We start from the raw sequence: 26,723 nt of genomic DNA, 5'->3' as shown, positions 1-26,723 counted from the left end.
CCTTGCATTTGGAAAAAACAAATATAAGTATTTTCACTCATCCTTAACGAATTATCAGTTTATCAGCAGACCCTACTTACAGGGAGAAGTTCAGGTAATTTCCGTCTGGTAAGTATTTTGCAGGATACTATGATACTGTGAAACGGCAGGCTATTCATGTGAAGCCTGCCGTTGGTATTATAGTTTGGATATGTCATTGGTTGTCATGTGTCCCTGCTGTCTTATCCAGGCCTGCATCTGTTACCGGAGCGTCTTTTTTCCTGCGTATCATTAACCTGTCCATATCTTCCGATATTTTCTGTTCCGTGATTTGTGCATAACCCTGTGTCGTGGAAATATTCGCATGCCCCATCATTTTGGCAATACTCTCGATGGAGAGTCCTGCCGAAATCGCCAGTGTCCCGAAGCTGTGCCGGCTTTGATGGTAGGAAAGGTTCTCTTTAAATCCCATGGAAACTCCGATCTGGTTTATATCCCACCAAATCATATCGCGTACAGGTAAAGGAAATACAGGCTTACTGTCATCGGTGGTATTGTAAAGTGAAAGTATCTGCCCGGCTATCGGGTGCAAGGGTATAAATGCCTCTACATGTGTCTTTACCCGCTGTTTCCGGATATAGAGCCTGCCTTCTGCCGTTTTACCGATATGGCGCGGATAAAGGCCGTATATGTCCACGTAGGCAAGGCCGGTCAGCGAAGAGAAAATAAAAGCCCTGCGCACCAGTTCCAGGCGTGGGTCGCTCACCGGGGTTTCCATAATCCGCTTTAAGTCCTGTTTGCTTATATAGCGGTGCCTGGCGGGTTCTTTCTTTTCGTACCGTACATCTTCAAGCGGATTGCTCCTCAATACCTCCTGATCGATGGCAATGTAGATAAGGCGGTTCAGCCATGTCAGACTCCGGTTTATATAGGAATTCTTCCGGTTGTGCACTGTTTTCAGGTAGATTTTGAATGATTCCCCGAACTCCCCGGTGATATCCGTAAAAGCAATATCTTCCATCCCCCTGGAGAGCAGAAATTCCCGCAGGTTGGTTTGCATAAGCCTGGACTCCCGGTGGTTTGAATTTGAGTTTATCTCTGTCGAACGAATCCGTAAACGTTCCAGTTCCACTGTACCTGCTTCAAGCAGGCAGGTAGGAATAGAGTTTATACCGGCTATCGTATTTTTCAAAAGTTCGCTGCTGACCGCTCCCTGTTGTTTAAGGATATGCTCATAGGTATTTACAATGCGGTTACGGAACTCTGTCAGGCGATGGTTATCCCTTGCCGTTTTGATCACGCCTTTTTTGGCGTTCCAGTCATCGGGCGGACAGTAAATACCTGTCGTAAGAACGGATATTTTGCCGTCGATGCTGATCCGGCACATAACGGCTGTTGTGCCGTCGGACTTTACTTTTGCCCGGTTGATATAGAATAACAGTTTGAATGTACTGCGCATGATTTATAAATTTAAAGATTTAAAGTTCAAAAATTTAAAGGTTGACAGAATCAGGGAACTAAAGGATCAGCTTCAAATCGCCGGTTGCTTCTATAAACCTGTCCATATCTTCGAAAAGCTTCTTCGGGGTGACGCGGGCGTAAATTTGTGTTGTCTGGATATTGCTGTGCCCGAGCATCCTACTGATCGTTTCTATCGGAACGCCCTCTTCGAGCGTAATAAGGCTTGCAAAGCTGTGGCGCGCTGAATGAACAATACTCATTAAAACGGTAACGAGCGAATCGGGGTAAATAAAACGTAACTCGTTTTAAATGAATCAAATTACTCTAATTTGCTATTTTGCTAAAAAGCAGGATATAGCCAAATATTGCAGTATTTGAGTTACCAATCCGTTACCACGATAGTTACCGGATTAAAACAGGTAACTTGTGGCAGATTGGAGAAGTATAGATTGGGTTATTTTGTACTGATTCACAATATTTTGCATAACAAAGAGCACTTATAAAACCGGTAACTTTGTCGTCAGATTTCTGACGACAAAGCCCATAAAAAACTATAAGTGTTATGAAGCAAGAAAAATTCAAGGTTTTACTTTACCTCAAAAAAAGTAGTTTGGATAAATCGGGTAAAGTCCCCATCATGGGAAGAATAACCGTTGGGCGTTCGATGATACAGTTCAGCTGTAAACTCTCCTGCACTCCCTCCCTTTGGAATCCCCGTGAGAGCCGTCTGAACGGGAAGAGCCGTGAAGCGGTTATTGTTAATTCCAAATTAGACAAGCTACTGCTCGCCGTCAATTCTGCTTATGAATCCCTGTTGGAGCGGAAGCAACGATTTACAGCCGAAGATATCAAGAATCAGTTTCAAGGAAGTGTAGAAACCCAAATGACCCTGTTGAAACTCTTTGACCGTCTCACCGATGAGTTAAAGATGCGTATCGGTATCGACCGTGCAGCGGGTACTCTCCCTACATATACTTACACCCAGCGAGCCTTAGCCGAATTCATCAAAAAGAAGTTCAATAGCTCCGATTTGGCTTTCGGGCAGCTTAACGAACAGTTTATCCGGGAGTTTCAGGATTTTGTACTGCTGGATAAGGGATTGGCAATGGATACACTACGCCACTATCTCGCCTTGTTGAAGAAAGTGTGCAAGATAGCCTATAAGGAAGGCCATTCCGAAAAATGCCATTTTGCCCACTACAAGCTGCCCAAGCAAAAAGAAACCACACCCAAAGCATTAAGCCGTGAGGATTTCGAGAAGGTCAGGGATCTGGAAATACCCGAAAACAGAACCTCCCATATCATTACACGGGATTTATTCCTGTTTGCATGTTATACAGGGACTTCGTATGCCGATACAGTCTCTATCACAAAGGAGAATATCATCACGGACGAAGAAGGCTGTCTCTGGTTGAAATACCGCCGGAAGAAGAACGAATTGCTGGCACGGGTTAAGTTGCTTCCCGAAGCCATTGACCTGATCAAAAAATACAAAGATGAGAGTCGGGAAACCCTGTTCCCGAAGCAACACTATGCCACCTTGCGCTCCAATATGAAAGGCTTGCGGATTATGGCTAATCTATCGCAAGATCTGGTCTACCACGCCGGGAGACATTCGTTTGCCAGCCTGGTCACGCTTGAAGAGGGCGTACCCATAGAAACAATTAGTAGAATGCTCGGTCACAACAACATAACCACTACACAGGTCTATGCCCGTGTTACTCCCAAAAAGCTCTTCGAAGATATGGATAAATACATAGAGGCAACCCGGGATTTGAAACTGGTTCTGTAATCTCTGATTTTCTAATTTCATTTATTATCAAATTATCAATCATTAAATTTTTGAATATTAACTCTTTAAACCTGTACATCATGCGATCAACATTTAATATATTATTCTATATCAACAGAAACAAGGTAAAAACTGATGGTACAACGACTGTACTGTGCCGAATCAGTATAGATGGCAAACAAAGTGTTCTTTCGACAGGGATCTATTGCAATCCCGAAGAATGGAACGCAAGGAAAGGTTCTACCGACAGCGAGCGAAATAATACTTGTCTGGCTAAATTCCGGGCTAAATTGGAACGAGCCTACGAAAGCATGCTAAAAAACACAGGTGTTGTCAGCGCGGAGTTACTGAAAAATACCATTGCGGGGGTAAATGCTGTTCCCACGATGCTGTTGCAAGCAGGAGAAGCTGAACTAGAACGGCTGCGCCTGCGTTCGTTGGAAATAGCCTCTACTTCTACCTACCGCCAGTCCAAACTCACACAACGGAATCTGAAAGAGTACCTGTGCTACCGGAGAATGGAAGATATTTCCTTTTCGGATATAACCGAAGCCTTCGGGGAATCCTTCAAACTATTCTGTAAAGGGGAACTGGGTTTTAGCTCCAGCCATACCAACCGGCACCTATGCTGGCTCAACAGGCTTATCTACATTGCTGTCGATCAGGAGATATTAAGAGCCAATCCCCTTGAAGAGCTTGCTTACGAGAAGAAAGATGCTCCCAAACTCAAATACATCACACGGAGCGAACTCAAACGGATCATGGAAACTCCGATGCATAGCAGGATGATGGAACTGGTTCGCCGGACATTTATTTTCTCGGCTTTCAGCGGGCTGGCTTATGTGGATATGCAAAGGCTTTATCCCCGCCATATCGGAAAAACAGCAGAAGGCAGACCTTATATCCGAAAACGCAGGGTAAAGACTGATGTGGAAGCATTTATTCCGCTACATCCGGTAGCCGAACAGATCCTTAATTTATATAATACCACAGATGACACAAGTCCTGTATTTCCATTACCCGAAAACCGGAATGTAATATGGAACGACATCAACCAAATAGGTATTGTCGCCGGGTTGAAAGAGCCTCTCTCCTACCATAAAAGCCGCCATTCGTTTGGAACCCTTTTATTATCAGCAGGTATCTCCATCGAGAGCATTGCCAAAATGATGGGGCATGCCAATATCAACACGACACAAGGCTATGCCAAAGTAACAGACGATAAAATATCGGAGGATATGGACAAATTGATGGAACGGAGAAAAACAGTGCAAAATACAGCAAATCAAACCGCAATAATACTATAAACCATGAAAGAAGGAATAAGAGGAGTAATTACAATAACAGAGAATGGAATAGTTGCTGTTCCAGGTCATGTAAGAATGAGTGTTTCTGATATTGCCGATCTGTTCGGTATCTATTATCAGACGGCAAAGAAGCTCATTCGAGATATTGAAAAATCAGGTGTTGTCCGGGGCGATGATTCGATGGACTGTGTAGTTGAAGGGAAAAATATCTATCCGGATTATTATGGGCTGGATATGGTTATCGCTCTTGCTTTCCGAATTCAGTCAAGAAATGCAGAGGTATTTAGAGAATGGCTCTGTGGTAAAGCCGTAAGAAAAGAAATCCCTGAAATGCCAATAATATCTATTCAAAATTATATGTTGAATTGAAGCTCTTAACCAATTAGAGATAAACAGGCATACCTATAAACATGGCAGGCTTTTCTTAAGGAAAGCCTGTCATGTACTTGTTATTCCATCTACTTATCTATAATGCGTTTCAAGTTATTTACCGTCCAAGTATCGGTTATTTCCGCTTATGGCCGTCCAGCCCGTTTTGAGAGGGCGACTGCCCGCAGAATAACCGCTTGGCCGATAATAACTTTGAACGGTTAACGGTAGCCATTACTTAACGTTTTCCTGCAAACTTTCTCAGACAAAGGGCTGGAGGCTGACAAAAGTCAATGACTTACTCCGGCAGATGAATCCATAGCCCATTACATTTTTAAACTATTCCCTCTCTTTGGCGGCTTGGGTTGAATGTTGGGGCGTTGATTCTGACTCTGCTGTTGGCTGTACCGTTTGACTATATCCCCAATATCTAGCTTGATCAGCTGCCAGGGTTTATCTCTCAATGATACGGGGTCAGACTCTTCATCCGCCGACTCAAAACAGACCAGTGATTTGAGTATCTCCTCTTTGGTATATGAGTACGGATAACGTTCTTCATAAAATCCGAGCATCTGTTCAAGGGAATAGGTCTGTGAAAGCTCGTCAAGATCCCAAAAATCCTTTTTACGGCCTCCATTGCCGACAACCTCCAGCTTCATGGCAGCAATATCCTCTATGTGTGCCATACGAATACCGTCAACCTGCTGTACAGGCCTGATATAGGGGTCGGTATAATACAGATCCACTTTGACAGCTCTTTCTGCATTTTGGCCAACGTAATATGATTTACCAAATGCCACCTCTCCAAATGAAGGAGAATCCACATAGGGGAAGTTATTGCGTAAGAATTTATCTATTGCATCAAAGTCAATGCTTTTATACTCGGCATCCGTAAAAAGGTCTATGTCGACCGATATGCGATGTCCCAGTTGCAGGCTCAGCGATGTGCCGCCTACCAGGCGGAACGCTTCCAACTCATCAGCCGTCATCAGCCGGGTCAGGACGGAGTGAAGCTCATCCTTTATTGTATTATAATATAATTTTGTTTTCATTACTGTCTTTTCTGTTTATTTCCCGTGTAAGGGTGATTTGTTTACTTTGTTCGACAACCTTATCGACTTCATCTTTGCCATAGAAACGGATAATCTCTTCCATTTCCGTCTCATTGCCTCTATGGTACACACGCTCGATAACAAACCGCTTGTTTCTGATCCAGTCGATCAGGTCGAAATCGGTATCCCAGAAGATAACCTTTCGAATTTTTGACAGGTCGGGATGGATATTCCGGTTCAGCTCCTTTTGAGCCTCTGCCAGATCGAAATAGGTTTGCAGAAGCATAAAGTAACCCTCTTGCGGAGCCTCCAGCGCCTTGTCCATCTTCAATGACAAAACGGGATTGATCCGCCGCCTGCGCTTGGTAACTTCTCCGATAACCTGCTCGTATTCTCCGATCGAGGCGGCGAATGCTTTCTTGGTTATATGCCGCTTCCTGAGTTCCCGCTCCAGGATATAGCCGGGATGTACACCTTTTATTTGTTCGATACTGGGCAACATAGTAAATCTGTTTTTGTGTGACAATGAAGTTTGGGTACGATACTGATCTGTCAGGAACCTCTTAACTTCGATCTAGCTGTTGCAAAGATAATAAAAATAAATGATTTTGTTTATTTTTTTTTTATCACCTTACTGTCGAAAGGCTTCTCGGTAGTTCTCCTCCAGCATCTTCTGGATATCGCTTTCCCTGTACAGCACTTTTCCTCCCAATTGGATATAAGGTATTTTCCCTGTAGTTCGATAATCCTGCAAAGTCCTTCGACTAACCTTTAACCTGTTCGATACCTCCTGATCTGTCAAGAAACGCTCGCCATTCAGTGTTGGCTTACATCCTGTCAGCACGGATTCGATTTTGTCCAGCATCCTGTCCAGCGAACCGAAGAACCGTTTTATACGATCATTCTCCCTTGTGATAATTTCGTTACTCATACTACTTTGATTTTAATTTGTTAATAACTGCTTCCACATCTTCCGGTTTGTAGAATAGTTTGTGATTGATCTGGGTATAAGCCAGTGTACCATTATCCCGGTATGTTTGCAGGGTACGTTTGGAGATGTTGAGTATCCGGCATACATCCTGATTATCCAGCCAGCGGTGAAGACCTTTGTCCTGATGATCCCCGCACAGGTTTTCCACTTTCCGGGTAAAGGCTTCGAAACGGTTCATCATCGATTCGAAGGTTTGGGCTTCAATGTTTATTATTTCCATAACTTTTCATATTTTAGAATGAATAATTTCGTTTACAGCATAAATATATATACAAAAAATCGGCTAAACAGCAAAGTTATTGACGCTGGCATCATTCGGCAGCTATTGGCATCATTTGACACTTTGGGGCGATTTCAAGAACAAAGAAATAATTAATTCGGAAGAGGTTTCAGTACTCAAAGTCTACTGGCAGCCAGTGGCTTCGGTTTGGAAGCCGGTGGCTTTGCCTGAGTGAATCAATCCCAATTTCCCGATCCCGGAAATAAAAGAGAAACAGCCCACGAAAATTGATTCGCGGGCTGTTTCTCTTTTATTTGTTTTGTACGGGATTAGTATTTATCCCCTTATAAACTTGCGGTATGCTTCATTTCTGACCGACTCATATGGGCTGCTGTCTTCTATCCGGTCCAGTGCCAGCAGGATGCGTTCCTGGGCACGGGGAATACGGGTGATCAGTTGTTCGAAGAAATCCGTATTGCATAACTTGAAAGCTGTCTCTACCGAAGTTTTCTTGCCTTCGTACCCAACCTCTTTTCCGGTAGCCAGATCTGCCATTGTTTCAAGATCATCCCACATCACCCCGGAATCTCCCTGATCTAACATCCGTGCCCGGGAGATAGCAGCAACAAGGTTCTTATGCATTAATTCTTCCAACAGCTCCTTGCTGACAAGGGAACGGGCTACGCTTACACGCAGCTCATAGCTGCTCTCTTCGATGTAATATGAAGCTTTTCTTAATTTACGTGATATAAAGTCGGCTACTATTCTAAATAGTTTTACCATTTGTTTCTTCATTGCTTCATATATATCCGATGCCATGCTGCGGTGCATATCCATAAATGCCTTTCGGAGCAATGGACTACTCAGAAACAATCCGGTCCATAGCCAAAGGCTTATCACCACATGGATTTGTATAAATGTATCCATTATTCTGTCGGATTAAGATTATTTGTACGGTAAATAGTTTCTATATCCTCTTTGAAGGTCTCCAGGTGGTTCAGGATGATATTTTCCACATAGCTGCTAATCGTGGCTTTGGATTCGTCCATCAGGTGGACAATACGCATCAGGCGGCGATGGGTAGTTGCCGTAATATAAAGTGGTTTACGGTGGGTAAAATCCACCCGTACAAAGAACACCTCCTGATAGTCATCCTGAGTCTTACGTTTTCTTTTTGCGGGAGCTTTAGTTACCGATAATTCTGTGGGTAACTGAGCAGGTACAGTTGTGCTATCTATTTTCTCAGCCTGTTCTGTTTTTGTAACAAAAGAATCATCTGTTACGGCATCGACAAGTACTGTATCTACAGACTCCGCTGCTTTTTCTTCCTGCTCTGTTTTATATACAGGCTGATCCGGATCAATACCGTTATGTACCAATTTGAGCAGATCATCGTATTTATTTGCTGTTTTTTTTGTTACCATTATATTCGGGGTTTTAAGTGAGTAATTTCCAGTAGCTCATCCACCAGCAGATCCAGATTGCTGCCTTTGACAAGGTTCTTATCGGCAGGGAATATGGTGGAGAGAAAGATGGCATCGCTGCCCTCCAGAGATTGCTCCCTGTCGTAGCGAACGGATTGGGGAATGGCTGTCTGCATCAGGGATAAACCGAACTCTCGGATAACGCCTTGGTAATGGGTGAGCCACTCTTTTTTGATACGCCCGTCGATACGGTTCCAGAACAGGTGGATAGCTTTTAGCTTTATATCCGTATGTTCCCGGATCAACTCGCTGGCGGGGATAATAAACGAGAGGGTGCTTTCCATCGAGAGACGGGAAGGGGACATGGGAACAAAAACATAATTCATCCCCATAAAGGTAGCGATCACCCCTTCGTTGTTAATTGTTCCGGGCAAATCAAAAAAGACGACATCATAATCGGCAGGCTCTTTTGATAAAAATTCTTCTGCTCTGGATATAGCTTCTTCCGGCTTGGAGCAGACAATCGGATAAGTCTGTTTACCTAGCGATTCGAACAGGGAGATAGCTTTAGACTGGTAGTGCAGGTTGGTCTCTAATTGACGGATCTCCCGCTTGCGCATGTCATAGACACTGCACTGCGGATAGTCGCAGTCTATCACGGCGACATTCAATCCTTTCTGATAATGTAGCAGGCTTGCTGCCAGGACAGTGAAGGTACTTTTACCTACTCCCCCCTTCTGGGTGGAGAAAGCGATAAATAAAGGTTTCTGTTTCATACGGATTGATAGTTTTAAAATTAGACATATTATTATTTAGAAAATTTTCAGTTTTTACTTCTTGATTGAAAATTGCATAAATTACTATCAGATTATCAAATCATCTTATTTTCAATAAAATACTAAAACGATCAACCTTTCATGTTGTGAAATCTTCAAGTCTTCCTGTTTCCAAATTACCAAACAACCAACTTTTCAAGTTTGATAATTACCGGTTTGTCAAATATGAAAGGCTATTGGAAAAATAGCCGGTTTACCAACCTCCAATTTTTAATGTTTTATATACAAATTGAAAATAATCTGTTTTTTAATCTGTAAAAACTGCAAACTGTAAGTTTATAAGACTTTTAGATGCGAATATATAACAACTTATTTATCAGTGTATAATACTGGTTTCTATTGCATAGGATGGCTTTATTCTGCACTAAAATGATGATGGTTCTATCGGTTTGATTTATTTAAAAGAGGAAATTATATTTTTTGCATGAGGTCATTTACCTAAATTATAGAGCTGGCAAACCGCAGCAGTCCACACCGGTATTTTTATGCCTGAAATAGTAATATGCAGCGAGTCTCCGCAGAATAATCCGATCCGGGTAAAGCATTGTAATTCAAGAAATATTATTATTTAATTCGTGGTCTGTATCATTAAAATAACAGACTAATGAAAAGTAAAAAAGCAGTATCGGCGGCCTCTTATCCAAGCCGCATTTTTGAGAATTATCAAGTATTAAATGATCCGGGCTGTTTAGTGGTATGCCCGAAGTTAAGCATTAACGATGCCGTCAACCAAAAAAACAGTGAGACATTTGTCTCTTCTTTTTTTGCTTTTCGTCATAGAAGCAAGTTTATGTTTCGAGTGCATCGAAACTCTGAATTATCCCGCTGGTCTCCATTCAAACTTGTAAAAAGGATGATGATAATGAAAAACAAAAAAGGCGGGCGACCGAAATTAAGTCCCGCCGAAAAACTGAAATACCGGATAGCGGTCAATCTTTGCACGAAAGATTATTACGCCTTGAAAGCAAAAGCAACCCAAGCAGGAATGACCTGTACCGAAGTGGCGCGATTGACAATTACCGGTTGCCAAGTTCGCCAACGATTGACAACAGAACAAATGGACTGTATCCGCAAACTCTCCGGCATGGGAAACAATCTGAATCAGATTGCGAAAAAAGCAAATGCCGAGGGTTACACCGATGCCCGAAGCGAATACCTCTATCTGGCGGATAAAATTGATAACACATTAAATCTTTTAGAAAATGGTAGCCAAGATAGTTAAAGGTAAAAGTTTCAAGGGCGTAATCAATTACGTTCTCGACAAAGCCAAGCAAACGGAATTAATTGCATCGGAAGGCGTTCGCCTGAAAAGCCGTGAATCCATTATACGAAATTTCATCACTCAAGCCGGGTTAAACCCAAAAGTATCCAAAACGGTCGGTCATATTTCATTGGATTTCTCGGCACAGGACAAGGATAAATTGACCAATGAGAAAATGGTGCAGATTGCGAAAGAGTACATGACAAAAATGGGAATTATAAATACACAGTACATCATTGGTCGGCATTACGACAAGGAACATCCGCATATCCACATCGTTTTCAATCGGATAGATAACGATGGTAAAACGATTTCGGACAGGAACGACCGTTACCGTAGTGAAAAGATATGCAAGGAGCTGACCGAAAAGCACGGATTGTACTTTGCACAAGGCAAAGAAAATGTAAAACGGCATCGCTTGAAAGAGCCGGATAAAACAAAATACGAAATTTTTGATGCCCTGAACGCAACCATTCCGAAGTGCAAAAATTGGAAAGACCTGAATGACGAACTGAAAAAGCAAGGTATCGTAATCAGTTTGAAATACAAGGGCAACACCAATGAAGTTCAGGGCATTCGGTTTGAAAAGAACGGATATATATTCAATGGCTCAAAGATTGACAGGCAATTCAGTTACAGCAAGATTGATTTTCAACTGAAACAAAATGACAGGACGCAAGATATTCATGTTCAATCCGCACATAATCATTCCCAAAATCAATCTTCTGTTTTGGAAAATACAGTTTCTGCTTTGGGTGGGTTATTCGATATTCCGACATCAGGAACAAACTATGACCCCGATGAAGCGGAATTGATGCGACAAACTAAACCCAAGAAGAAAAAGAAAAGAGGATATCATTTATAAACCATTAAAAAACAAGTCATTATGAGCAATACGAATAAAATGGATACTTCCGCCATATTTGAAATGTTTGAAACAATAAATAGTAAGTTGGATAAGCAACCGAACAAACAGGTTGAGGTTGATTTATCAGCTATAAATGCTATAACAGAACGGTTTGAAAATGTGATTGACGAAGTTAAAAAGCCCACCATAATCGAACATCAACACCGCCATACGATTGATATACGTTCCAATTGGTTTTTTCTTTCATGGGTAGCATTGGCTGTAATCGTGCTTGGCTCATTTTGGGCAATTGCCAACCAACGGCAAACGATTAGCCAATATCGAGACAATGACATGAAATACAGGTATATTAAGATGCAAGGACAGACCAGTAAAGAAAATCTTTATTGGTTGGAACAGCAATTCAAGTATGGTGATAGTATCCGAATCATTCGTAAGCATGTAGAGAAATACGAGGAGTTAGTTCAGGAACAGGCGGAAAGATTGGAAAGGGTGCGAAGGAATAGTGAGGAGGCAGAAAAACTGCGGGAAAATGTTGAATTGTTAAAAACCAAGTAAGCGTCTGCTACTGCATTTAAGAATATCCGAAATATACATAATCAAAAAATCGAATTACGCAAGTTTCTTGTGATGTTTTTTGCCGACACGAAGATTATTACTACCTTTGCGGCCGAAGTTTTAATAGCAGAAATAGAGATAAGTAAAAATATAAGATGCTTGAATTGAAAAATATACATAAATCCTTTGGCGATGCACAGGTGCTGAATGGGGTCAATCTCCGTTTGGAAAAGGGTTGTGTATATACACTCAAAGGTGGTAACGGTTCAGGCAAAACGACCTTAATCAACATCATATCGGGATTTCTGAAACCGACTGTTGGTGTTGTGGAGTTTAAAGGAAAGAAAATTGCGCGGTTTGCACCCTATCGTGTCAATCGTTTGGGAATTGGGCGGACATTTCAGGATTTGCGACTTGCTACACAAATGTCTGTTTATGAAAATATTTTGCTGGCACAGGAAAAGAAATTATTTGCCAATCCGAGTACAGAACAGCAAAAACGCGCAGACGAAATTTTGGAAAAAGTTTCTTTGTTGGAAAAACGCAATGAATTGGCGGGCGAGATAAGTTACGGACAACAAAAATTATTAACTATCGGCTGTTGTATAGCCAACGATGCCGATTTGTTGTTAATCGACGAGCCAGTAGCGGGCATTGATAAAGATAATTTGCTGAAAATTACCAACCTGATAAAGCAGTTAAAACAAGAGGGGAAAACGATTTTGCAAATTGAACACAATACCGATTATATCAATGCAACAAGCGACCATATTTTGCAAATGGAAAAAGGAGTAATCGTATGCTGAAAGTAGCACACATAACCACAGGTTACGGCAAAAAGCAAGTGCTGACTGATGTTTCCTTTGAAATCGGCAAAGGCGAAATTGTTTTGCTGACGGGCGGCAACGGCTCAGGCAAAAGCACAGTGCTGAAAACGATATATGGTTTGTTGAAAATTTGGTCGGCAGAAGGAAAAATTATTTTTGAGGGCGAGGACATTACCGCTTTGCCCACAGCGCAAATGTTGCGGAAAGGCATTGCTTATATGCCGCAAAAGAAGAATGTGTTTGAGGAATTTACGGTGGAAGAAAATTTGCTTACTTCGGCAAATATTTACACAACCGCCGATGCCAAAGAACGAGTAAAAAAGGTTTATGAAACGCTGCCGATGCTTGAAACGCTGCGAAAACGCACACCGTTCCATTTAAGCGGCGGCGAAAAGCAGTTATTAGCTTTTGGCTGTTTGCTGGTGCATAAGCCGAAATTGGTGTTGCTTGATGAGCCGTTTGCGGGGGTTGATTCTCAAAACTCCGAGATAATTGCAAATAGCATAGCCGATTTGAAAAAGGAAAATGTAACTTTTATTATCGTAGAGCACAAAAAGTATTTATTTGAAAATCAAATAGATAAAGTAATTGAATTAGAATTAGGAATTATTAAAAATTAAAATAGTATGAAAAAGAAAATTTTTATTACAATTGGAGTGATTGCGATAATTGCAATCGGAGTATTTGTTTATCTGAATAAGATGAATAAAGAACAAGAAGTGATTAAAATCGGTGCGATTTTGCCATTAAGTGGAGATGTTGCCGTTTATGGTAAAAACACCCAAAAAGGTATTGATTTGGCTGTTGAAGAAATAAATAAGGCAGGAGGAATTAACGGAAATAAAATTCAGATTATTTATGAAGACAGTAAGGCTGACTCCAAAACAGGAGTAACTGCAATGTACAAACTCATTGAGAATAAAGTGCAAGCCGTTATTGATAATAGCGTAAGTTCTGTGGCATTGGCAATAGCCCCGATTGGAGATAAAAATAAAGTTGTAGTTTTATCAACAGGTTCAACTAATCCAAAATTGTCGGGAATTAGTCCTTATTTTTTTAGAATTTGGAATTCTGATAATCTAGAAGGACAATTATCGGCTAATTTTGCGATAGATACACTCAATTTATCTCGTGCAGCAATTATTTATGTTAATAATGATTATGGGAATGGATTATGTAAAGTTTTCTCTGATGAATTTACAAATAAAGGCGGTAAAGTTCTAAACAAAGAAAATTATGAACAAGGGGCTAATGATTTCAAGAGTCAATTAGCGAAAATAAAAGCAAGCAATATTGATGTACTTTATATTGCAGGATATTCAAAAGAAAATGCTATTATTATCAAACAAACACGAGAATTGAAATTTAATTGTCAACTCATAGGCACAGTAACAATGGAAGATAAAACAATTATTGATATGGCAGGAAAGGCAGCGGAAGGAATAATTTATCCATACCCCAAAGACCCTGATATTAATAATCCGACAGTTGCGAGTTTTAGAAAAAATTACAAAAACTATTATCACGAAGATATATCAATTACTTGTGATGTGGGTTACGATGCTGTCTATCTAATAGCAAAAGCAATATCATTAGGAAACTCCACAGGTGAAGGTATTAGAAAAGGGCTTACTGAAATAAAATCTTATGAAGGGGCTTCAGGTTTGATTGAGTTTGACAGGAATGGAGATGTTAATAAACCAATGCAATTTAAAAAAATAGCGAATGGAAATTTTGTAATCATTAAATAGGTTTTGAGTATGCACACAATATTTTGGATATTAATAGGTTTTATCTTATTAGCGGGCATTAGTCTTTTGATAATCCAACACAATAAAAACAAGGATAAACTACATAACTTTGTTGTTAAAATGTGGGGGAAAAAATGGATTTTACATTATGCAACCCCTTTTTGGATAACAATTATTTTGACATTCGTTTTTAATCTATCATTGATGGGTATGCATATTGAGGCAACGCCATACTCCCTTATGGGTATGACTATTAATTTTCAGCCGTGCTTTTTAATTGCTATTAATTTAGGTTTCTCAATATTGACATTTTTTTTAAGTTTGGAACTGCAAAGATGTTTTTTACATATTCTTTTTAGTCGTACATTTATAAATGCTATGAATGAAACCGCAAATGAACATTTTGTATTACAAGCATTTACGGTAGAATTATACAAACAATTTGCTAATACGGATAATTTTTTAACACACCTGAAAGATGTTAATTTTAAAAATATTGATGAATTAATAAAAAATATAAAAGCCTCGGAAGGCGGTGTATCTTTATCTACATATTTGTATGCTGTATTATTGAAAGAATCTCTTTTACAAAAACCGTCAATATTATTTTCTGTATGGAACTTGGAAATTGTACAATTAACAGAAAAAAACGATTATGCTTTTTATACAAATTACTTGAATAATATTTATAAAACGCTTGATAAGAATAAGAAAAAAAGAATCTTTATTTCAAATGCTAATACAGACATTACAGAAGATATAAAAGTTCAACATAAAAATTGGGGATTTGATAATATTTATTGGTGTAATTCAACTACTTTTGAGGATATCAGAAGGAAGTCAAATGCTAATGAAAAATATGACGATTTTATTCTGTTTGAATCTGGGAAAAATAAATGGATTATAGGCAAAGATAAAGATGATAAAAAAACGAGAATCTGTTACAAAGACGAAACAGTAGATAATATAAAAAACTTTTTTTCTGATGATAATATTCAACAATACGAATCAATAACATTATAATTTTTTAAATATATGGGACAATTTATTGTAAATTTCAAAAGTAAGACTGATTTGATAAATTCAAGTCAGAAAAGTAGTTCAACTCAAAAAAAGTCTGTCAATGTTAATAAAAAAACTAATAGACAAATCAAAACTGTTTGAGGATTCACTAATTCATTTTTTAGATGAACGATTGTCTTCTTACACGGAAGTGAGAAGGCAATCGTTATACCCGATTAATGATATTGGCATTTTATTTCGCCCTTATCTTTTTTGTACGGGTATTAATATGAGTAATAAAAAGATAGAATCGAATTATTATGATATTGCAGTAGCAATAGAGTTATTGCAAATATCAACTTTGATAATTGATGATATTTTTGACGATTCTCCAATTCGCAATGGACAAGAATCTATGCCCAAAAAATTCGGGATAAAAAATACTGTTATTATCGGAGAATTATTTAGAAGTTTATCAAACGAAATAATCTTAAAGAATCAATATATAAATGATTCAGAAAAACGAAAGATAATTGCGAATTTGGAGGAAGCGTATCAAAAAATTTGTATTGGACAATTTTGGGATTTACAATATGAAAAGTTGCCAATTATTACAGAAGAAAAATATTTTGAGATGATTGCCTATACAACAGGTTATTTCATTCAGAAATCTTTTTTATCAGGTGCTGTAATAGCAGGTATTAATGAGCAAAAATATCACGCATTGTCTGAATATGGTTTAAAATTGGGTACAGCATATCAATTACGAGATGATTTAGTAAATATCTTGACAGATGGCAGTAACGGTAAAATAATCGCAGAAGATTTAGTTGCTCATAAAAAACGACTTCCTATTATTTATGTTTTGAATAGTCCAAAATATAAAACAGAATTTTGTAGAATTTGGAATAAATCTTCGTTTTCAAGTAATGATATTGATATTCTGTTGGATATAATTGAAAAATCAAAATCAGTTGAATATTGCATTTCGCAATTAGAAAGACTTTGCAAAGAGGCAATTGATAGTATAAAACCATTTAAATTTGGCGGACAAAAGAAAGAATTAATAGATTTAGCAAATTTAGTATGTTCAATATAACAGCACAGTTCATTGTAAATATATTATTGACATTTTCGCTATATCTAACAATGTCATATTCTTTTTCATTGACTTACTATCCAACACGCTTTTTCCATATCGCCCACGCCATTACCCTAACCTTTTCCGCCTATTTTACCTATTTGTTTTCGCAACAGTTGCATTTCCCATTATATTTATCAATTCCGTTAGCCATTATAGCCGCTACCTCTGTTGGTATGTTATCTGAAATCATGTTGTATAAACCATTACGGAAACGCAATGCCTCGCCAATGATACTGATGATTGCCTCGTTGGGGCTTTACACCGTGTTGCAAAATGTCGTATCTATGCTTTGGGGCGATGATACCAAAAGCGTGCGGACAGGCGAAATCAAAGTAGGCAACGAATTTTTTGGAGCATATATTACCGATATTCAGATTATCACGATTGTAATTTGTTTGGCGTTGTTTTTGGCTTGTGTATTTTTTATGAAATACAACAGGATTGGGCGTAATATTCGTGCAGTAGCCAGTAATCCGGAATTGAGTAATATTGTCGGTATCAATTCCGACAGGATTATTTTGTGGTCGTTTGGCATTGGTTCGGCATTGGCGGCGGTTGCCGGAATTTTGATTGCTTTCGATACGGATATGACACCTACGATGGGTTTTAATTGGCTGTTGTATGGCGTGGTGGCGATGATTATCGGCGGCGTAGGCAGTAATTGGGGATTGGTAGGCGGTGCTTTGCTGTTGGCAACGGCTCAACACCTATCGGCATACTACATAGGCAGTCAATGGATGGATGCCATTGCCTATATTATTCTGATTTTGTTTTTAATAGGAAAACCGCTCGGCTTTAGTGGCAAACGGTTGAAGAAAATAGAAATATAAGATGGAATATCTGTTACATTTATTGATATTAGTCGGCATTTACGCAATGCTCTCGCAAAGTTTAAATCTCTCTGCGGGCTTTGGCGGAATGATTTCGCTTGCTCACGCAGGATTTTACGGAGTGGGTGCATATACCGCCGCTTTGCTTGCCGTCAATTTCGGGGTGCCTTTCTTGTTGGTCTTACCGATAGCGATGCTGTTAAGCGGATTATTGGCGTTGGTTGTGTCCGCTATTGCTTTGCGCACGATAGACGACTATTTTATTATCTGCACTTTGGGTATTCAGGTCATTGTCTTTTCATTGATGAACAATTGGATGTCGCTCACCAAAGGACCGCTCGGCATTCCGGGTATTCCTGCCATTTCACTGTTTGGAGTTGCAATAGAAAGTAAATGGGCATTTTTGCTTTTAACATTGTTTTTTGTCGCTTTGATATTCTTTTTCCTGAAAAAACTGACCGCCTCTTCATTTGGTCTTACTTTGCGGGCATTGAGCGAAGACGAAATTTTTACACAATCGTTAGGTAAAAATGTTTATTTGTCAAAAGTTATCTCTTTTACCGTTGGTGCGATGCTTGCCGCCGTTCCGGGAGTGCTTTACGCACACTATATCAGTTATATTGACCCGACAAGTTTTACAGTCGATGAATCTATTTTTATCCTTTCCATTGTCATTATCGGCGGTATGCGCAATTTATGGGGAAGTGTTATTGCGGCAGCGTTTCTTGTTTTTTTGCCCGAAGTCCTGCGCTTTGTCGGTATGCCGAATGCCATTGCTGCCAATATGCGGCAGATTATTTATGGTGGGGTATTGATTTTTATGATGTTTCGGTATAGTCGGGGATTTGAACGGAAAGCTGCTGATAATCTTTTTTAGGCATCGGTGGGGAAAATGCGGGGAAAATTTCTCCAATCAAAAAGTCTAATTGACTGACTATCAATTAGACTTTTACTTTTCTGATACCCAGAGCCGAATCCATAGAATACAAATGATAAAACATGGAGATAAATATATTACTTTCTCTATGGTTAAGTAAGTAATCTTTTATATCTTTGTAGTCAAAAGCCGTTCTTTGTATTTTGTGCAAAATGAGGTAAAAGAAAGAAATTCGCTCGTTTCTAAACCGTTACCTGCTAAGATTTTTATTCTTGCAACTTGCTTGTTTTCAGTCGGAAAGAAAAATTCATGTGTCTTGCTGAATGCGTGGTAACTCGCTTGGTAATACCGCATAATTTAGCGATACGTTGCAGACAGCGATTCATACTATCGCCAAAAGTGGGAACAGGAAATACATAATTATTTTTGGCTACTAATCGGTATTGCTCAATCAGTTGTTTAGCTACCGGAAGTAGCTTTACATAAAATGTCGCATTGGTCTTCTTGCGTTTAGCTATAAGCCACAATTCGCCATCGAAAGAAGTTTGAATATCATCGAAGGTTAGTTTCTTGACATCGGAGTAAGCCAATCCGGTAAAGGCTTGGAAAACAAAAATATCCCGAACTTGTCGTTGCTTATATCGGCGAAGCTCCACAGACATAAATCTTTTGAGTTCATCTTCGGTCAGATAGCCTCTGTCACGTGTTTTGGCCTTGAATCGAAAACTAGCAAAAGGATTGATATGGATATATCCTTTGCGCTGCGCAATCAACATAATTTGCTTGAGCTTGGTAACAGCTGTAAGCAAAGTGCTTCCTGCCAGCTTGCGTTCTTCCAATAGATAAGCATAATAATCTTCAATAAACGGAGGTTCTATTTCCTTGATCGGAATATCGGAAAGATTGTATCTGTCCCGTAGAAACATTTCGACTCGTCTGCGATTAATAATCAGTTGCTCGTAAGAGCCTTCGGTACGGTCTTTACCCACACGTTTGGCATAACTTTCGTAAAACTCATCTGCAATAGAGAAGAAAGTGCGGAACTCATCCCCGAAGCCCAGATAAGCGTTTTTGACTTTTTCGGCAGAAACAAAATTATCTTTGTCGCAAATACTTTGGTACTGCTTACCGATCTGGGTTTTAATATTATCTAACTTCTGATTGATTTTCTGTGCTTCGAGGCTTTTACCCGATGCTCGGTTTGCTTTGGTGTCCCAAAGGTCGGGCTTTATGTTTAGCTTACAGCTAAACTGGGAGATGGTACTGTTGACTGTGATCCTGCCCATAATCGGGGCTTTGCCCTCTTTCAGATTGTTCTTTTTCAGGTAGAACAAAACCTTAAATGTACTTCTTGCCATAACTCTAATTTTTTTTGTTACAAATTTAGTTTACTTAGAGTTATCCGGTGCTATGCAAAATTACGCAAACCACTGAATAAGTGACGAATAGACTCTGATGCCGTAAAGTTACTCAGGTAATGATTTGGAAACTGAACTCGCCGTCATCTTTGCTTTTTCGTGCATTTATTCTCTTTTTGTCAAAAGAACTATTTTACTTAATCTGCTGATTTAATTCTCGTTACTCTCTTTTGCTTCCTCTCTCCTAAATGTCTGCTGTTTCCTTCAGATATTCATTCATTTTTTGATTACTGTTTATAGGGAATATTGGTTCATCATTATATTGCCGTTTATATTTTTCTAAAATTTGGAGTGATATCTTCAATAATGGGATATGTGCTGGCTGATGAGTTTTATGTCGATTAATTTTTATCCATAAATGATTGTCAAACCCCAGCTCAATATCAGATTGGGTTAAATTACATAAATCAATATATGATATCCCGGTGAAACAGCTAAAAATAAAGATGTCACGGACTTGCTCAAGCTATGGGGATGGAGGCATTTTCAATAAATAATCCGATGGAAGTTGAAGGCACATTAAAGAAGACTTTTATGATGGATGGGCCTGTATTAATATCCGTTAGTACAGATCCCAATGCATTAGCAATGCCTCCTAAAATAGAATTCGAACAGCTAAAAGGATTTGCTCTTTCCATGTCAAAGTTAATAATGAAGGGCCAAATAAGCCAGGTCATTGACACCATTAAAAGTAATGCAAACCATATCAGGGAAATATTCTGAGGATGTTTTAAGTATTAATAACTGAACCCGTATCGCATAAATGCTCTACGGGTGAAACTTTATATTCTGATTATGTAATAGCTTGACTCTAATTTATACTGATCTTTAAATCTAGTCTATAGATTTATTTAAAAGAGGGAAAGAACAGGCGCTCTAAGTAAAACTACATTCATTATTGAAGGATGTAAGATTCCGGGACATAATATAAATAAACTGTCTTGAAGCTGCGTGAGACTGAATATTATCTACAATGCACCTGAATTATTAGCAATAGCAGGCTATAGCTATATGCTTAACAAAAGATCGAATAGGTCTTAGTCCCTATAAATTATCAAATTGAATTTTATGAAAAAGGATTATGGAAATAATAATTGGAGTGCTATCGATGCTAATACTGTCATTGATATACTACATACAAATGTCGTAAATGGACTATCGGAAGAAGAAGTTAAAAACAGACTTGACGAATTTGGCAAAAATGATCTTCCTGAAAAAAAGCAAGAGAATAAATTCGTTCGCTTCTTAAAACAATTTGACAGCATCTTAATTTATGTGCTATTTTTCGCAGCTGTTGTAACAGCAGTGCTTGGCCAATACTTCGAAACAATATTTATACTACTTGTCACTTTGATCAATGCATCTATTGGCTTTATTCAAGAAAATAAAGCCGGAAAAGCTCTGGATAAAATAAAGAAAATGCTATCGTCTAAAGCTCAAGTAATAAGAGATAGAGTACGAAAAGAAATTAATGCCACCGATCTTACTATCGGCGATATCGTTTTATTAGCTCCCGGCGATAAGGTACCTGCTGATTTGCGATTAATGACAGCAGATAATCTCAAGATAGATGAGTCTACTCTAACCGGCGAATCTGTCCCTTCCGAAAAGATAATCAGTGTACTTGATCCTGATACGATATTGGCCGATAAAACAAATATGGCTTTTTCAGGTACTGCAATAAGTACAGGTACAGGAATTGGGATAGTCGTTGCCACGGGTGAGAATACAGAGATAGGTATGATTAATAAACTTCTCGATGAAGTACCTGCCATTACTACACCATTAATAAAACAAACGGCTCACTTCGGTAAAATGGTATCAATAGTTATAGTGGTCATATCATTATTTGTTTTCTTGTTCGGTTATTTTTTTCGCGATTATCAGACCGAAGTTCTGTTATTGTCAGTCATTGGCCTTGCAGTAGCAGCTATACCCGAAGGTATGCCTGCTATTCTTTCTATTATACTGGCTATAGGAGTTAGGAATATGGCTCGACGAAAAGCCATTATACGTCATCTTCCTTCGGTAGAAACCTTAGGTGCTGTTTCAGTTATATTTACTGATAAAACCGGTACGCTCACTAAAAATGAGATGACTGTTAAAACATTACAAACTGCCGATGATGAGTTTAAGGTTACAGGAATAGGCTACATACCTGAAGGTATGATTTTAATAAACGAAGAACAGGTTGATCTTAAGCAACAATCAGTCCTGACGAGACTGATTTATTGTATGGAAATATGTAATGATGCGGCAATAAGTAATGATGCGGACGGATTGTGGACAGTACAAGGCGATCCGACGGAAGGCGCATTGATTACATTGTATCGGAAAGCTAATTTTGAAGTTAACCAAGCTGAACGTATTGCTACCATACCCTTCGATTCGGAATATAAATATATGGCGGCTTTGACTCATATAGGCGGCGAAAATATCATTTTTGTGAAAGGTGCTCCCGACCACCTTTTCGAGATGGTTTCCAAAGAGCAGTCACTCAATGGTGTTAGAAATTTTGATTTTACTTATTGGAATGATAAAGTTACCCATCTGGCTGATAGAGGACAGCGTATAATTGGGGCAGCCTATAAGGTTGTAGATTCAGGAAAGAGCGATCTTAAACATGAAGATATATATGACGATTTGATTTTTCTAGGTGTGGCAGGAATAATAGATTCTCCACGCAGGGAGGCTCTCGAAGCCATTGACGAATGTCTCAAAGCGAGAATCCGTGTAAAAATGATTACGGGCGATCTGGTAAATACTGCAAAAGCGATTGGATTGGAGATGGGTATTGGAGATGGGAAAAGAGCTATTCAGGGAAAAGATATAGAAAAAATGTCTGATGACGAGCTGGTAATGGCTGTGCATGAATACGATATATTTGCACGTACTACTCCTCAACAAAAGCTCAGATTGGTAAATGCGCAACAATTGGATGGTTCTATTTGTGCAATGACTGGCGATGGGGTAAATGATGCCCCCGCGTTGAAAAAAGCCGATGTAGGTGTTGCTATGGGAATAAAAGGAACAGAGGTTGCTAAAGATGCGGCAGAAATGATACTGGTAGATGATAACTTCAAGACAATAGTTTCAGCGGTTGAAGAAGGCAGGCGTGTTTTCTCTAATCTGACGAAAACAATTTTGTTTATTCTTCCCACAAATGGAGCGGAAAGTTTCTTGATTATAGCCAGTATCTTATTCGGGGTAATGATACCGATTACCCCCGTACAGATATTATGGATAAACATGATAACATCCATTACCATTTCTTTGGCTTTAGCATTTGAGAATATCGAACCCGGAACAATGGAGCGTCCACCCCGTTTACCAAATACTCCTTTATTAAGTAAATATTTTATATGGCGGATATTATTTATATCGGTACTTATCGGCGGAGGCACTTTAATTCTCAATATGATATTGCTCAGTCGTGGATATGATGCCGATATCGTTAAAACGATTACTTTACAGGTTATTGTTTTTTCTCAATTATTCCACTTATTTAATTGCCGGAGTATTCGCGGATATGCTTTTAATAAGAATTTCTTTAATAATAAAGCGATTTATGTAGTATCGACTATACTTATTGTTCTGCAATTAGGCATCACTTATTTACCTTTTATGAACAGATTGTTTGCTACAAAGCCTTTGCCTGTATATGATTGGTTATATCCTATTTTGTTTGGTTTAGGGATATTCTTCATTATAGAAATTGAAAAATCTATTATCAGACGTATAGATAAGTATAAGGGAGTAATTTAATTAAACTTGCGGATACAAAGAAAATTCCTATGGCTTTATTTCAAAAGACATAGAAATTTTCTTTTGACATTATTATTTGAGCTGTGGTCGTAACGGCTAACTTCACTTCAATATTATTACGTGTAGCGTTGGAATAAGGGCAAACCAGATGCGCTTTCTTAACTAATTCTTCTGCTTCTTTTTGATCCATTCCAAGAATATCCACATCCATCTCTACCGCTAATTGGAAACCTCCATCGTTGTTTTTACCAATACTAACTTTTGCCGTTACAGTTAAGATTATTTCCTTCTTTTTCAATAATGCCGCATGATTTAAGGCACTCCCGAAACATGCTGAATAACCGGCTGCGAAAATTGTTCAAGATTAGTGTACGAACCACCCGGGCCTCCCATTTCTTTTGGTGGTTTGACTTCAAGGTCCAATACTCCATCCGGTGATTTAATCATTACCCTCTCTTCCGCCTACAGAAATTGCTACGGCTGTATACATTGCTTTCATACCATTTATATATTGGGGTTTATACTTCGAATAACAAGATAATACATTTTTTCGGCTTGATCTTTGATATTCTGTGAATTATGTAATTTGTTTTTTTATTGTGTAAATAGAATGGAAGTCGTTCTATCTTTGATCTTAAGACTCGCACTTCAATGCCTTTTGAAAAATTATTAATATGACTTACGTCCACAAACCCAAATTCTTCTATATTTACATCTTTATAGAATCTGCCTAAATTTTCAGGGGGTATATTGTATTGCATATAATTCTTTGAGAAGTGTCGATCCTTTAATTGGTATCAAAAGAAATAATATATATAAAATCAAAAATCAATTCTTTACGAAGGAATATGGGGAATTTATATCCAAGCTTTTGTAAATGAGATATTCTACAAGAGTTTTTTATACTTTGTAAAGTAATTAATTCAAGTTGCTATTTATAGAATTATCCAATAAAAAAGGTCAATCCCTTAACTTTGCGGTGCTAACACACAAAAAAGGACTGACCATGGTTACAAAAACCATTGCAATATACGTATTTTTTGATGATATATTGAAATCGATGAACCACAAAGAGCCTGAGAGCCGTAAGACCAGTGATGCGGAAATCATTACGGTAGTTCTGATTGCCGCCCAGTATTTTGCAGGCAATATAGAGAAATCCATCTGTTTTGTCCGTTCTACCGGATTGATGCCTCGTATGCTTGGCAAAAGCCGCTTCAACCGCAGGTTGCACAATATAGGAGAATTTCTTAGCCAACTCTTTTTCTATACAGGCCAGGCAATAAAGGGTATGAGCCTTGAGACAACTTATAGCATCGATAGCTTTCCTGTAGAGGTCTGCCATAATATACGCATAAGTAGATCCAGGATTGTCAAAGGGGAACAATACCGAGGTAAATGTGCTTCCAAACGTGTTTATTTTTATGGTTTTAAAGTTCATATGATAGTTACTTCGGATGGTATTCCCGTAGAATTTACCTTTACAGCAGGCGGAATCCATGATATTGACGGTATAAAACAATTGCCGGTCAACCTGCCTGATGGAAGTCAACTTCTGGCTGATTCCGCTTACACTGATTATTTGCTTGAAGACATGCTGGCCGATAATAATATTTATCTGAAAGCTGCCAGGAAAAGTAATTCCACAAAGCCGCATAATCCGTGTATGGAATATCTGATATCTATTCACAGAAAGCGGATTGAAACAGCTTTTAGTGATATTACCAAGTATTTGCCTAAGAAAATTCATGCCGTCACTCAAAAGGGGTTCTTGATTAAACTTATTGCTTTCATTTGGGGATATACTTTTGATAAAATTTACAATCTATAAATAGCAACTTAAATTAATTATTATTATTTTTCTATTCTTCTTATAAGTGAATTCATTCTAGAGTAAATGAACATATGTATAATCTGTTTGCATTATGAAATATTTAGATTTATATAACTATCTAAAGGATATTGAAAACTATACAGATAATGATCTCATTATCTGTATAGTTTTCAATAGGGGAAGCATAATTGCCTGATAGTTGGGTATCATAGTGTTTTCAATTAGAATTTAACAAAGATATTATTTATTCTTAGAAGAGGCCTGTATGGTCAATAGAAAATAATGAGCTGAAAAATAAAGAAAACAAATTTATATTATTTGAGATGTGTTATAAATAGTGTTCTTTCCGTTTCTTCTGATTTCAAAAGTTGTGTGCAAATTGTGTGTACATATAAACGAAAAAAGACTTACAATTTCTCGTAAGTCTTTGATAGTCAAGTGGGCGTTGACGGATTCGAACCGCCGACCCTCTGCTTGTAAGGCAGATGCTCTGAACCAGCTGAGCTAAACGCCCTTGTTTGGGATGCATTTTCTCTCAAATGCGATGCAAAGATATAGCTTTTTTCAATATTTCAAAACATTTGAAATCTTTTTTTGAAAAATATTTTGAAACGAAATGACTTCAAGCATTTTAAAATCTTAATTTTTATCAATTAGCTAAGTAGATTGCAAAGATTTAACTAATTTCGCAGCAATATAAATATATGACTTTAAAACGATGAACGTAAAAATTATAAATAAATCACACCATCCGCTACCCGAATATGCAACACCTTATTCTGCCGGAGTAGATTTGAGAGCAAACATTACGGAACCTGTAACATTGAAGCCGTTGGGACGCACTCTTATTCCAACCGGCCTGTATTTGGAATTACCGCAAGGATATGAAGCTCAGATACGTCCCCGCAGCGGGCTGGCTTTCAAGCACGGGCTGACGGTATTAAACTCACCTGGTACTATCGATGCAGACTATCGTGGCGAAATCCGTGTCATACTTGTCAACTTATCAAATGATGATTTTGTTATAAACGATGGAGAACGTATATGTCAAATGGTTATTGCTTCGCATGAGCAGGTCCTCTGGGATGAGGTAGAGGCAATCAATGAAACGGAGCGCGGAGCCGGAGGTTTTGGCCACACAGGCAAACAGTAATATT

28 protein-coding genes, 1 tRNA gene and 1 pseudogene are annotated in these 26,723 nt (G+C 38.6%); 17 read left to right on the top strand and 13 right to left on the bottom strand.

What is annotated here, in order from left to right:
• Positions 1-193: 193 nt before the first annotated feature.
• Together ACYQ3L_RS07040 and ACYQ3L_RS07035 are read right to left on the bottom strand one after the other, a co-directional pair.
• On the bottom strand, positions 194-1,438 hold the full coding sequence (locus tag ACYQ3L_RS07040) for a site-specific integrase (protein WP_459952369.1): 1,245 nt from the start codon (positions 1,436-1,438) through the stop codon (positions 194-196).
• Positions 1,439-1,496: 58 nt separating this feature from the next.
• Positions 1,497-1,694, bottom strand: a pseudogene (locus ACYQ3L_RS07035) (tyrosine-type recombinase/integrase); the annotation flags it as partial.
• A gap of 308 nt (positions 1,695-2,002) precedes the next feature.
• Here ACYQ3L_RS07035 and ACYQ3L_RS07030 point away from each other — a divergent pair.
• From ACYQ3L_RS07030 to ACYQ3L_RS07020, 3 genes are all read left to right on the top strand, one after another.
• Positions 2,003-3,232 carry a tyrosine-type recombinase/integrase gene (locus ACYQ3L_RS07030; RefSeq protein ID WP_380001094.1) on the top strand — a complete coding sequence of 410 codons (1,230 nt, stop codon included), beginning with the start codon at positions 2,003-2,005 and terminating at the stop codon, positions 3,230-3,232.
• An 80-nt stretch (positions 3,233-3,312) separates the two neighbouring features.
• Positions 3,313-4,539: a site-specific integrase gene (locus ACYQ3L_RS07025; protein ID WP_380001092.1), complete on the top strand. Its 1,227-nt coding sequence runs from the start codon at positions 3,313-3,315 to the stop codon at positions 4,537-4,539.
• A gap of 3 nt (positions 4,540-4,542) precedes the next feature.
• Positions 4,543-4,908 (top strand): virulence RhuM family protein, encoded by a 366-nt coding sequence (locus ACYQ3L_RS07020; RefSeq protein ID WP_380001089.1) that lies wholly within the window; start codon positions 4,543-4,545, stop codon positions 4,906-4,908.
• Between the two features lie 326 nt (positions 4,909-5,234).
• Here ACYQ3L_RS07020 and ACYQ3L_RS07015 read toward each other — a convergent pair whose 3' ends face one another.
• The 7 genes from ACYQ3L_RS07015 to ACYQ3L_RS06985 form a co-directional block, all read right to left on the bottom strand.
• Positions 5,235-5,960 carry a nucleotidyl transferase AbiEii/AbiGii toxin family protein gene (locus tag ACYQ3L_RS07015; RefSeq protein ID WP_380001086.1) on the bottom strand — a complete coding sequence of 242 codons (726 nt, stop codon included), beginning with the start codon at positions 5,958-5,960 and terminating at the stop codon, positions 5,235-5,237.
• Positions 5,938-6,462 (bottom strand): helix-turn-helix transcriptional regulator, encoded by a 525-nt coding sequence (locus ACYQ3L_RS07010; RefSeq protein ID WP_380001085.1) that lies wholly within the window; start codon positions 6,460-6,462, stop codon positions 5,938-5,940. The genes ACYQ3L_RS07015 and ACYQ3L_RS07010 overlap by 23 nt, the downstream gene beginning before the upstream one ends.
• 129 nt (positions 6,463-6,591) lie before the next feature.
• Positions 6,592-6,891: a helix-turn-helix domain-containing protein gene (locus ACYQ3L_RS07005; protein ID WP_380001083.1), complete on the bottom strand. Its 300-nt coding sequence runs from the start codon at positions 6,889-6,891 to the stop codon at positions 6,592-6,594.
• A 1-nt stretch (position 6,892) separates the two neighbouring features.
• Positions 6,893-7,171, bottom strand: a complete 279-nt coding sequence (locus ACYQ3L_RS07000; RefSeq protein ID WP_380001081.1) for a helix-turn-helix domain-containing protein — start codon at positions 7,169-7,171, stop codon at positions 6,893-6,895.
• Between the two features lie 336 nt (positions 7,172-7,507).
• Positions 7,508-8,098: a hypothetical protein gene (locus ACYQ3L_RS06995; protein ID WP_380001079.1), complete on the bottom strand. Its 591-nt coding sequence runs from the start codon at positions 8,096-8,098 to the stop codon at positions 7,508-7,510.
• Entirely contained in the window at positions 8,098-8,595 is a 498-nt protein-coding gene (locus ACYQ3L_RS06990; protein WP_380001077.1) for a DUF3408 domain-containing protein, read from the bottom strand. The genes ACYQ3L_RS06995 and ACYQ3L_RS06990 overlap by 1 nt, the downstream gene beginning before the upstream one ends.
• Positions 8,595-9,371 carry a ParA family protein gene (locus ACYQ3L_RS06985; RefSeq protein ID WP_380001075.1) on the bottom strand — a complete coding sequence of 259 codons (777 nt, stop codon included), beginning with the start codon at positions 9,369-9,371 and terminating at the stop codon, positions 8,595-8,597. Before ACYQ3L_RS06985 ends, ACYQ3L_RS06990 begins: the two co-directional genes overlap by 1 nt.
• A 664-nt stretch (positions 9,372-10,035) precedes the next feature.
• On the opposite strand from ACYQ3L_RS06985, the gene ACYQ3L_RS06980 reads away from it, so the two are divergent.
• The 10 genes from ACYQ3L_RS06980 to ACYQ3L_RS06935 all read left to right on the top strand — a co-directional run bounded on the left by ACYQ3L_RS06980 (position 10,036) and on the right by ACYQ3L_RS06935 (position 18,549).
• On the top strand, positions 10,036-10,653 hold the full coding sequence (locus tag ACYQ3L_RS06980; protein WP_380001073.1) for a MobC family plasmid mobilization relaxosome protein: 618 nt from the start codon (positions 10,036-10,038) through the stop codon (positions 10,651-10,653).
• Complete coding sequence (locus tag ACYQ3L_RS06975) at positions 10,634-11,557, top strand: relaxase/mobilization nuclease domain-containing protein (RefSeq protein ID WP_380001071.1); 924 nt, start codon at positions 10,634-10,636, stop codon at positions 11,555-11,557. The genes ACYQ3L_RS06980 and ACYQ3L_RS06975 overlap by 20 nt, the downstream gene beginning before the upstream one ends.
• 21 nt (positions 11,558-11,578) lie before the next feature.
• Positions 11,579-12,118: a hypothetical protein gene (locus ACYQ3L_RS06970; protein ID WP_380001069.1), complete on the top strand. Its 540-nt coding sequence runs from the start codon at positions 11,579-11,581 to the stop codon at positions 12,116-12,118.
• Positions 12,119-12,273: 155 nt separating this feature from the next.
• Positions 12,274-12,924 (top strand): ABC transporter ATP-binding protein, encoded by a 651-nt coding sequence (locus ACYQ3L_RS06965; RefSeq protein ID WP_380001067.1) that lies wholly within the window; start codon positions 12,274-12,276, stop codon positions 12,922-12,924.
• A complete protein-coding gene (locus tag ACYQ3L_RS06960) occupies positions 12,918-13,565 on the top strand; it encodes an ATP-binding cassette domain-containing protein (RefSeq protein ID WP_380001065.1) in 648 nt (215 codons plus the stop codon). Before ACYQ3L_RS06965 ends, ACYQ3L_RS06960 begins: the two co-directional genes overlap by 7 nt.
• A 6-nt stretch (positions 13,566-13,571) precedes the next feature.
• Complete coding sequence (locus tag ACYQ3L_RS06955; protein ID WP_380001063.1) at positions 13,572-14,696, top strand: ABC transporter substrate-binding protein; 1,125 nt, start codon at positions 13,572-13,574, stop codon at positions 14,694-14,696.
• A gap of 9 nt (positions 14,697-14,705) precedes the next feature.
• Complete coding sequence (locus ACYQ3L_RS06950; protein ID WP_380001061.1) at positions 14,706-15,719, top strand: hypothetical protein; 1,014 nt, start codon at positions 14,706-14,708, stop codon at positions 15,717-15,719.
• Positions 15,720-15,819: 100 nt separating this feature from the next.
• The gene (locus tag ACYQ3L_RS06945; RefSeq protein WP_380001059.1) at positions 15,820-16,797 is read left to right on the top strand and encodes a polyprenyl synthetase family protein; all 978 of its coding nucleotides are present in this window, start codon (positions 15,820-15,822) and stop codon (positions 16,795-16,797) included.
• Positions 16,785-17,672: a branched-chain amino acid ABC transporter permease gene (locus tag ACYQ3L_RS06940; RefSeq protein WP_380001057.1), complete on the top strand. Its 888-nt coding sequence runs from the start codon at positions 16,785-16,787 to the stop codon at positions 17,670-17,672. Before ACYQ3L_RS06945 ends, ACYQ3L_RS06940 begins: the two co-directional genes overlap by 13 nt.
• Before the next feature lies 1 nt (position 17,673).
• On the top strand, positions 17,674-18,549 hold the full coding sequence (locus ACYQ3L_RS06935; RefSeq protein WP_380001055.1) for a branched-chain amino acid ABC transporter permease: 876 nt from the start codon (positions 17,674-17,676) through the stop codon (positions 18,547-18,549).
• A 266-nt stretch (positions 18,550-18,815) separates the two neighbouring features.
• Here the strand turns inward: ACYQ3L_RS06935 and ACYQ3L_RS06930 are convergent, their stop codons facing one another.
• Positions 18,816-19,907, bottom strand: coding sequence for a site-specific integrase (locus ACYQ3L_RS06930; RefSeq protein WP_380001053.1), 1,092 nt, complete (start codon positions 19,905-19,907; stop codon positions 18,816-18,818).
• A gap of 561 nt (positions 19,908-20,468) precedes the next feature.
• Here ACYQ3L_RS06930 and ACYQ3L_RS06925 point away from each other — a divergent pair.
• Together ACYQ3L_RS06925 and ACYQ3L_RS06920 are read left to right on the top strand one after the other, a co-directional pair.
• Positions 20,469-20,690, top strand: a complete 222-nt coding sequence (locus tag ACYQ3L_RS06925) for a hypothetical protein (protein WP_459952368.1) — start codon at positions 20,469-20,471, stop codon at positions 20,688-20,690.
• Positions 20,691-21,035: 345 nt separating this feature from the next.
• On the top strand, positions 21,036-23,732 hold the full coding sequence (locus tag ACYQ3L_RS06920; RefSeq protein WP_380001050.1) for a cation-transporting P-type ATPase: 2,697 nt from the start codon (positions 21,036-21,038) through the stop codon (positions 23,730-23,732).
• A 40-nt stretch (positions 23,733-23,772) separates the two neighbouring features.
• Here the strand turns inward: ACYQ3L_RS06920 and ACYQ3L_RS06915 are convergent, their stop codons facing one another.
• A complete protein-coding gene (locus tag ACYQ3L_RS06915) occupies positions 23,773-24,030 on the bottom strand; it encodes an OsmC family protein (protein WP_380001048.1) in 258 nt (85 codons plus the stop codon).
• 14 nt (positions 24,031-24,044) lie between these two features.
• Complete coding sequence (locus tag ACYQ3L_RS06910) at positions 24,045-24,179, bottom strand: hypothetical protein (protein ID WP_380001046.1); 135 nt, start codon at positions 24,177-24,179, stop codon at positions 24,045-24,047.
• 559 nt (positions 24,180-24,738) lie between these two features.
• On the opposite strand from ACYQ3L_RS06910, the gene ACYQ3L_RS06905 reads away from it, so the two are divergent.
• The gene (locus tag ACYQ3L_RS06905) at positions 24,739-25,563 is read left to right on the top strand and encodes an IS982 family transposase (protein ID WP_459952367.1); all 825 of its coding nucleotides are present in this window, start codon (positions 24,739-24,741) and stop codon (positions 25,561-25,563) included.
• Positions 25,564-26,005: 442 nt separating this feature from the next.
• Here ACYQ3L_RS06905 and ACYQ3L_RS06900 read toward each other — a convergent pair.
• A tRNA-Val gene (locus ACYQ3L_RS06900) sits at positions 26,006-26,080 on the bottom strand.
• 204 nt (positions 26,081-26,284) lie between these two features.
• Here ACYQ3L_RS06900 and dut point away from each other — a divergent pair.
• On the top strand, positions 26,285-26,719 hold the full coding sequence (gene dut / locus ACYQ3L_RS06895; protein WP_379994201.1) for a dUTP diphosphatase: 435 nt from the start codon (positions 26,285-26,287) through the stop codon (positions 26,717-26,719).
• Positions 26,720-26,723 lie beyond the last annotated feature (4 nt).

It is taken from the genome of Dysgonomonas termitidis, assembly GCF_054657735.1.
The sequence above is the reverse complement of the archived record's forward strand: the minus strand, read 5'-3'. Positions and strand labels throughout refer to the sequence as shown.

Bases quoted from the DNA above. Each gene is read 5' to 3' on its own strand.
- ACYQ3L_RS07040 (WP_459952369.1), bottom strand. From the start codon at position 1,438: ATGCGCAGTACATTCAAACTGTTATTCTATATCAACCGGGCAAAAGTA.
- ACYQ3L_RS07030 (WP_380001094.1), top strand. From the start codon at position 2,003: ATGAAGCAAGAAAAATTCAAGGTTTTACTTTACCTCAAAAAAAGTAGT.
- ACYQ3L_RS07025 (WP_380001092.1), top strand. From the start codon at position 3,313: ATGCGATCAACATTTAATATATTATTCTATATCAACAGAAACAAGGTA.
- ACYQ3L_RS07020 (WP_380001089.1), top strand. From the start codon at position 4,543: ATGAAAGAAGGAATAAGAGGAGTAATTACAATAACAGAGAATGGAATA.
- ACYQ3L_RS07015 (WP_380001086.1), bottom strand. From the start codon at position 5,960: ATGAAAACAAAATTATATTATAATACAATAAAGGATGAGCTTCACTCC.
- ACYQ3L_RS07010 (WP_380001085.1), bottom strand. From the start codon at position 6,462: ATGTTGCCCAGTATCGAACAAATAAAAGGTGTACATCCCGGCTATATC.
- ACYQ3L_RS07005 (WP_380001083.1), bottom strand. From the start codon at position 6,891: ATGAGTAACGAAATTATCACAAGGGAGAATGATCGTATAAAACGGTTC.
- ACYQ3L_RS07000 (WP_380001081.1), bottom strand. From the start codon at position 7,171: ATGGAAATAATAAACATTGAAGCCCAAACCTTCGAATCGATGATGAAC.
- ACYQ3L_RS06995 (WP_380001079.1), bottom strand. From the start codon at position 8,098: ATGGATACATTTATACAAATCCATGTGGTGATAAGCCTTTGGCTATGG.
- ACYQ3L_RS06990 (WP_380001077.1), bottom strand. From the start codon at position 8,595: ATGGTAACAAAAAAAACAGCAAATAAATACGATGATCTGCTCAAATTG.
- ACYQ3L_RS06985 (WP_380001075.1), bottom strand. From the start codon at position 9,371: ATGAAACAGAAACCTTTATTTATCGCTTTCTCCACCCAGAAGGGGGGA.
- ACYQ3L_RS06980 (WP_380001073.1), top strand. From the start codon at position 10,036: ATGAAAAGTAAAAAAGCAGTATCGGCGGCCTCTTATCCAAGCCGCATT.
- ACYQ3L_RS06975 (WP_380001071.1), top strand. From the start codon at position 10,634: ATGGTAGCCAAGATAGTTAAAGGTAAAAGTTTCAAGGGCGTAATCAAT.
- ACYQ3L_RS06970 (WP_380001069.1), top strand. From the start codon at position 11,579: ATGAGCAATACGAATAAAATGGATACTTCCGCCATATTTGAAATGTTT.
- ACYQ3L_RS06965 (WP_380001067.1), top strand. From the start codon at position 12,274: ATGCTTGAATTGAAAAATATACATAAATCCTTTGGCGATGCACAGGTG.
- ACYQ3L_RS06960 (WP_380001065.1), top strand. From the start codon at position 12,918: ATGCTGAAAGTAGCACACATAACCACAGGTTACGGCAAAAAGCAAGTG.
- ACYQ3L_RS06955 (WP_380001063.1), top strand. From the start codon at position 13,572: ATGAAAAAGAAAATTTTTATTACAATTGGAGTGATTGCGATAATTGCA.
- ACYQ3L_RS06950 (WP_380001061.1), top strand. From the start codon at position 14,706: ATGCACACAATATTTTGGATATTAATAGGTTTTATCTTATTAGCGGGC.
- ACYQ3L_RS06945 (WP_380001059.1), top strand. From the start codon at position 15,820: ATGTTAATAAAAAAACTAATAGACAAATCAAAACTGTTTGAGGATTCA.
- ACYQ3L_RS06940 (WP_380001057.1), top strand. From the start codon at position 16,785: ATGTTCAATATAACAGCACAGTTCATTGTAAATATATTATTGACATTT.
- ACYQ3L_RS06935 (WP_380001055.1), top strand. From the start codon at position 17,674: ATGGAATATCTGTTACATTTATTGATATTAGTCGGCATTTACGCAATG.
- ACYQ3L_RS06930 (WP_380001053.1), bottom strand. From the start codon at position 19,907: ATGGCAAGAAGTACATTTAAGGTTTTGTTCTACCTGAAAAAGAACAAT.
- ACYQ3L_RS06925 (WP_459952368.1), top strand. From the start codon at position 20,469: ATGGAAGTTGAAGGCACATTAAAGAAGACTTTTATGATGGATGGGCCT.
- ACYQ3L_RS06920 (WP_380001050.1), top strand. From the start codon at position 21,036: ATGAAAAAGGATTATGGAAATAATAATTGGAGTGCTATCGATGCTAAT.
- ACYQ3L_RS06910 (WP_380001046.1), bottom strand. From the start codon at position 24,179: ATGATTAAATCACCGGATGGAGTATTGGACCTTGAAGTCAAACCACCA.
- ACYQ3L_RS06905 (WP_459952367.1), top strand. From the start codon at position 24,739: ATGGTTACAAAAACCATTGCAATATACGTATTTTTTGATGATATATTG.
- dut (WP_379994201.1), top strand. From the start codon at position 26,285: ATGAACGTAAAAATTATAAATAAATCACACCATCCGCTACCCGAATAT.